This is a genomic window from Acinetobacter sp. AOR12_HL (genome assembly GCF_027855275.1).
Lineage (GTDB): Bacteria > Pseudomonadota > Gammaproteobacteria > Pseudomonadales > Moraxellaceae > Acinetobacter > Acinetobacter baumannii.
Genome location: NZ_JAKTIJ010000042.1, coordinates 23762 through 29842 on the forward strand (window position 1 = coordinate 23762; position 6081 = coordinate 29842).

Sequence of the window (6081 nt, forward strand, 5' to 3'; positions counted from 1 at the left end):
CAATCCGGTCTGTCAACCCTTTCTCGTTCTGCCACCATAATTCTCTAATGCTTTGGCAGAACTCCCAATATAAAGGAGTTGGCTATGCATATTCTTTTTATAACGCCTGATTAGTTTTAATAGGATTTGATGAACTTCTAGTTTCTCAAGCTTTAGATCTTTTCGTCTAAAAATTTACTTAAAAAAATGTCATGTGAGCTACACCATGGCAAGGCTTCGTGTTGCCTAAAAAAGCCTAAGCTCCATGACGACGTCACTGGATAAAATGATGAAAAATAAAATTTTGATGGGTTTGGTAGGTGTCAGTATTTTGTTGGTTACTGGTTGTTCTTCTGATTTCGAAAAGGGTATGAAACAAAGCTGTAGGAATACGGGAGGAAGTCGCAGTTTCTGTTCCTGCTTCTACGACAGGATGGAAGAACATTATGGTGAAGAAAAGCTGGAGGCGATTGGCATGATGCAAGTCAGGATGCCAGAGGATTTCGAAGAGGTGTCTTTTAAGTCTGGTCAGCAATGTGCACATAAACTTTAGAGCTCGTATTCACATTAAATCTTAGTTTGTCTTTTGATCTCACCTGCTGCCATAGAGCAGTGGGTTGGATAGGCTTACCTAAAAAAATGAGGAATTTACAATGAAACATCCATTGATTGGCCTTTATTTCACCATTGTGATTGGTTATTGGCTGTATTTGATTTGGCAGTACCCTATTTATTCTGGTTCATATTCTTTGGGTCGGGCACTTGTTTGGCCTGCTGATTTTCTACGTTGGTTGTTTTAGTCGCTAAATTGGGGAAGTTGCCATGACAATCATATCGAGAGAATCACTCCAGAAAAGCCGTTGGATGTTGATGTTAAGAGCGAGTGACAATATTTATTTTGCACCCGCTATTCCTTATAAAAAATTGCAAGGGGCTATGAGTTATCTCCCTCAAGGAATTCATCCAGATGAAATCCTTATGCTAATTGACGATACGGTATTTGGCAGTGCTAAAGCTGGACTTTGTGTGACGGCGACAGGACTCTTTTATAAAGAAAGCTTTGGAGATGAAGCGGTTTATCTCTTTAAAAGTATTCATCATGTCGAGGCAGATATTGGCGTCATTAATCATGGCATCGTACTGAATCGTATAGAAACCCTGACCTTTACCCAACTGGATAAGGGCACAGTACGAACATTGGCTTCATTTCTAAATGAAGTTTGTCAGGGTGAAACAGAAACCGATCGGGCTCCACCACAGATTGATGCAGAACTGAAGGTAATTATTGATCTGTTTGCTTATTTCATCACATTCAATATGGGTAAGTGGAATCCTGAATCTAGTCATGCAATATCTAAACATTTTGTAAAGCTGAATGATGAAGCATCACAGCACTATATTAAAAGGTTACTGACTGAACATCCCAACTTTGAATATGAAGAATTATTACATCGCTTTGCAGAACTGAAAGATGTGCTGGCTTACAAGCTTCGTACGGAGATGATCGAACAACTGGTTTATGCCATGGCACTGGGTCAGGTTGAGCAGAATCAGGCGGATCTCTTCATGACCCATTTATGTCGTGTATCCAATGTTTCTAAAGCCGTATTTCCTGATCTGGTCAAAATTATCTATCAATGTCTGGCTGATGAAATGAATCAGTCTACTACTTCTACTTTCAACGGTGGACAACTTCAAGCGTGCAAACTTCTTGATATTCAGCCTAATTCACTGACTGAGCAGAACTTACAATCTGCTTACCGAAAAAAGATGGCTGAGTTCCATCCCGATAAATACCAGAACTTACCTGAATCTGTTCGTCAGTTGATTGAAAGTCAGGCACAGCAACTGAATGAAGCAAGAGCTTTATTAAAAAGCTATTTGGACAATAACTGAAAATAAAGAATTTTTACTTACATATTACCCCAGTGAAGGCAGCCCTAAAGCGCCGTATATCCTCTATTTCAAGGTAATGATATGAATATGATAAAGAACAGCACTAACTCAACTAAAAAGATACCACCGTTATATTGGTTGTTAACTGTAGTCATGATGGCGGTGTTAATTGCAGGCGGTATTTTATTTAATCAACATCAAAAACGACAAACTGAACTTCAGTTAGCACAACTCGCTTTAGAACAATCTAAGGTACAAAATCAATCTGCCACAACACAAGCAGCATCGGAACCCGTTGAATCAGGTTTCACTGGAATTGAAAGTATGGTGGAAAACCCGGAATCAGAATCTGCTCATTCACAAGCTGAAGATGAGGTTGTTGCGGGGGCAATAGCCGCGGTTGATCAGGCAAAAGCACAAGATACAAGTCTAGGTAATCTCAGTTCAGAAGTTGATGGTGAGTACCATGAAGGGAAAACCTTAAGTTCCAATGCTTCTCGCTATGGATTAAAGCCAATCAAATCTGCTCCAGCTGATTTAAAGTCAACCATCCCGAATATTGATCAAATGTTAGCGTCACATCTCATGAATGTATGGGGCCGCTCAAGTCCAGATCAGGTGAGTAAACGAGTTGAAGGATGGAGCCAGCAAGGTAATACCATGACCTATCGTACTGCATGGGACTCTGACCGTTACCAATGTACTTGGTATGTGGTGAGTTGGGATAAGAACAGCAATCAAGTCCTTCACGAAGGATACCAGCCATGCTTTGGTCACTAATTAAAGCTGGTCTGTAGCATTCGTTTAATTATTACTTTACTTAATCAGAGAAAATACCATGAACCCAATCAAACTTATCGCATGTGGAATTTTAAGTCTTTCACTCAGTTCTATTGCTTTTGCTAAAACTGAGCAGATTACACTTAAAGCCAATGTCTATTACGGCGAAGAATCGGTGGTTTTTCCAACTACTAAAGGCGAAGTCATTTTAAATAGCTACGCTATACCAGCTAAAGTCGTTCCACAAGTTAAACCTTTTAAGAAGGGGCAATGTTTAGAAATCAAATCAAAACATGGTTTCTTTAAAGACACTGGAGATGGTCAATATATTGAAAGTATCCAACCTTGTAGCAAGAAAGGTTTAGCGACTCCAAAAGTAACTCGTTAATTTGACTTAATCTAAAACGACATAAAGCTCAATCAAACCACAAGCATTTGCTTGTGGTTTTTTTTATGCCTTTTATTGAGAGGAGACGACTATGCATCAATGTCCTTACTGCCATTCGAGACATCTGAAATTACTACGGCAGTCAGAACAAAGCCATCAAGGTGTATTTGCAAAACTTTCATCATTCTCCCCCATGTCTCTGGCAGCAGCCTGTATGCAATTGTCAAAACGTAGTCCTATTCACCCACTAGTCGGTGGCTTTGTTGGTTTAGTTGTAGGGGGCATGTTTCTGCTCTACGTCCAGCATCAAGACAATACAGTGTCCTTGCATTATCAGTGTGAGCAGTGTCTGCAACATTTTGAAATCCAGCAATCAAGCTTTTCTTAACTTCATCCCAAACTCTTAATCAAATTATTTAAATCACTTAATAGGAAAAACATCATGGCACATCAAGTTGAAACAATGGCTTTTGTAGGTCAAACCCCTTGGCATGGTTTGGGCAATCAACTCACTAGAAATCAACCTTTAGAAGTATGGGCACAACAAGCAGGGATGGATTGGCGAATTGAATCATCCAATGTCAGCTATATGACAAAAAATGAACGTGGACAAAACATCATCATGCCGTATGAAGATCAGAGAGTCCTTTATCGTTCAGATACTCATGCGCCGCTATCAGTGGTAAGTCAGCGTTATCAGGAGGTGCAACCGATGGAGATATTAAACTTCTATAAAGACCTGACAGAACAATCAGGCTTTGAACTGGAAACAGCAGGGGTATTGAAAGGTGGTCGTAAGTTCTGGGCACTGGCTACGACTGGACAATCAACAGCACTGAAAGGAAAGGATGTGAGTAATGGTTATATCCTTCTGGCAACAGCATGTGATGGGACATTAGCCACCACGGCGCAATTTACAAGTGTACGTGTGGTGTGTAATAACACCTTAGCGATTGCCTTACGTGGGCAGAATAGTAGTGCAGGTGTGGTGAAAGTTCCACACAGTACCAAGTTTGATGCTGAAAAGATTAAACAGCAATTGGGTATTTCGGTTCATGCATGGGACGAGCACATGTATGAAATGAAGCAGCTCAGCCAGCGTAAAGTCACCCAGCAGGAAGCAGCAGCTTACTTCGATGCAGTGTTCAATAATACAAACCTGAATATTGCTGAACAAGATGAAAGTATCATTCAGTTCTACCGTAATGTAGCTACGCCTAAACAAATCAACTCATCCAAAACCGACAATAAAACTGAGCCAAATGGACGTGCGATGTCTAAGGTCATGACCATGTTTAACGGGCATGGTCGTGGTGCCGAGTTAGCTTCAGCTAAAGATACGGCGTATGGACTGCTTTGTAGTATTACCGAGTTTGTTGATCATGAGCGACGTGCGATCTCAAAAGATCACCGATTAGATTCAGCATGGTTTGGGGTAGGAGCCAACCTTAAACAACGCGGGCTGGAACAGGCACTAAGAATGGTTGTATAAGTTATGATTATTTGTTTAAGTTTATTTATACATGAATTACAGAAAATCATGTAATTAATTTATAAAAACATGGGCAGATTATGGGGTAAGTAATTTTACCCCTATATTTTAAAAGATCTGAGACTCTACAGTCTTACACTACACTCTACTTACAATAGTAAAGCTTATGGAGTTAGAAAAAATATCAAGGATTGAACCAATGATGAAATCAAGCAGAATCAGATAATTTTTTTCATTTTACTTTTTTAAATTACTATATACCTAAGAGGTGGTCCCACATGTTTGAACAACTAAAAGCTTATTTATAAGTGATACTCTGCTCTAGTTAAGCTACCTTATTTTGTTGTGGTAGCTGGTCATAGTAAAACTCATCTGGAGTCATTTTGTCCAGACTCGAATGAGGTCGTTTCAAATTATAAAATTCAAAATATGCGTTTAATTGCTTCTTCGCATCCAAAACATTGCTGTAGGCTTTGAGATACACCTCTTCATATTTAACGCTCCGCCATAATCGTTCAACCATCACATTATCAACCCATCGACCTTTACCATCCATGCTGATTTGGATGTCATTTGATTTCAATACATCAATAAATGCATCACTGGTAAACTGACTGCCTTGGTCTGTATTAAATATTTCAGGTCGACCATATTTTTCAATAGCTTCATTTAATGTTTCTATGCAAAATGTAACCTCCATACTAATCGATACTCTATGCGCAAGTACCTTGCGGCTATGCCAATCAATCACAGCACATAAATAAACAAAGCCTTTTGCCATAGGGATATACGTTATATCCGTAGACCACACTTGATTACTGCGCTGAATAGCCAATCCTTTGAGCAGATATGGATATTTGCGGTGAGCTTGATTAGCCTGGCTTAAATTTGGTTTGCAATATAACGCATTAATGCCCATTTTCTTCATTAAAGTACGTGTATGACGTCGTCCTATATGATGTCCTTGACGATTCAACAAATCACGCATCATACGGCTACCTGCAAAAGGGTATTGCATATGTAACTCATCCATACACCGCATCAGCTTCAGATCTGATGCACTCACAGGTTTTGGGCGATAGTAATAACAACCACGGGAGACTTTCAGCAGCTGAGCTTGCTTAGATACTGAAATCTGAAGTGAGTCATCGATTAACTTTTGTGGTTGAAGCGGCCCAGTTTCTTCAACACACCTTCTAAAAAATCAATTTCTAATGCCTGCTCACCGATTTTTGCATGTAGTTTTTTTAGATCGATGGGTGGTTCTGTTGGAGCTTTTGATTGATCGAAAGCTTGCGAGGAAGCTGAAATCAGTTGATTTTTCCAGTCGATAATTTGGTTTTGATGAACATCAAATTCAGCACTCAATTCAGCAAGTGTTTTTTCTGCTTTAATCGCAGCAAGTGCTACCTTAGCTTTAAAATCATTTGAATGATTTCTTCTTGGTCTACGTGCCATAAAATACTCCATATATTGATGTTTATAACATCATTTGGGGAGCAAAATATCACTTATAAGTGTTGTTCAAATTTCCTGATCCACCTCT

8 protein-coding genes are annotated in these 6081 nt (G+C 39.4%); 7 read left to right on the forward strand and 1 reads right to left on the reverse strand.

The features are described from left to right. Positions 1 to 268: 268 nt before the first annotated feature. From MKL36_RS18995 to MKL36_RS19025, 7 genes are all read left to right on the forward strand, one after another. Positions 269 to 532: a hypothetical protein gene (locus tag MKL36_RS18995; RefSeq protein ID WP_000790976.1), complete on the forward strand. Its 264-nt coding sequence runs from the start codon at positions 269 to 271 to the stop codon at positions 530 to 532. Positions 533 to 632: 100 nt separating this feature from the next. Further along, on the forward strand, positions 633 to 779 hold the full coding sequence (locus MKL36_RS19000; RefSeq protein ID WP_000682545.1) for a hypothetical protein: 147 nt from the start codon (positions 633 to 635) through the stop codon (positions 777 to 779). Positions 780 to 849: 70 nt separating this feature from the next. Beyond that, positions 850 to 1875, forward strand: coding sequence for a J domain-containing protein (locus MKL36_RS19005; RefSeq protein WP_000942646.1), 1026 nt, complete (start codon positions 850 to 852; stop codon positions 1873 to 1875). A gap of 81 nt (positions 1876 to 1956) precedes the next feature. Then, a complete protein-coding gene (locus MKL36_RS19010; protein WP_001985473.1) occupies positions 1957 to 2655 on the forward strand; it encodes a hypothetical protein in 699 nt (232 codons plus the stop codon). A gap of 58 nt (positions 2656 to 2713) precedes the next feature. Further along, on the forward strand, positions 2714 to 3043 hold the full coding sequence (locus MKL36_RS19015) for a hypothetical protein (protein WP_001068164.1): 330 nt from the start codon (positions 2714 to 2716) through the stop codon (positions 3041 to 3043). A 91-nt stretch (positions 3044 to 3134) separates the two neighbouring features. Then, the gene (locus tag MKL36_RS19020; RefSeq protein ID WP_000553831.1) at positions 3135 to 3431 is read left to right on the forward strand and encodes a hypothetical protein; all 297 of its coding nucleotides are present in this window, start codon (positions 3135 to 3137) and stop codon (positions 3429 to 3431) included. Between the two features lie 54 nt (positions 3432 to 3485). Continuing rightward, positions 3486 to 4535 carry a DUF932 domain-containing protein gene (locus MKL36_RS19025; RefSeq protein ID WP_000951143.1) on the forward strand — a complete coding sequence of 350 codons (1050 nt, stop codon included), beginning with the start codon at positions 3486 to 3488 and terminating at the stop codon, positions 4533 to 4535. A 325-nt stretch (positions 4536 to 4860) separates the two neighbouring features. Here the strand turns inward: MKL36_RS19025 and MKL36_RS19030 are convergent. Beyond that, a protein-coding gene (locus tag MKL36_RS19030; RefSeq protein WP_085944219.1) for an IS3 family transposase occupies positions 4861 to 6005 on the reverse strand; the annotation gives its coding sequence in 2 pieces (ribosomal slippage) (positions 4861 to 5741 and positions 5741 to 6005; 1146 coding nt in all). Positions 6006 to 6081: the final 76 nt, after the last annotated feature.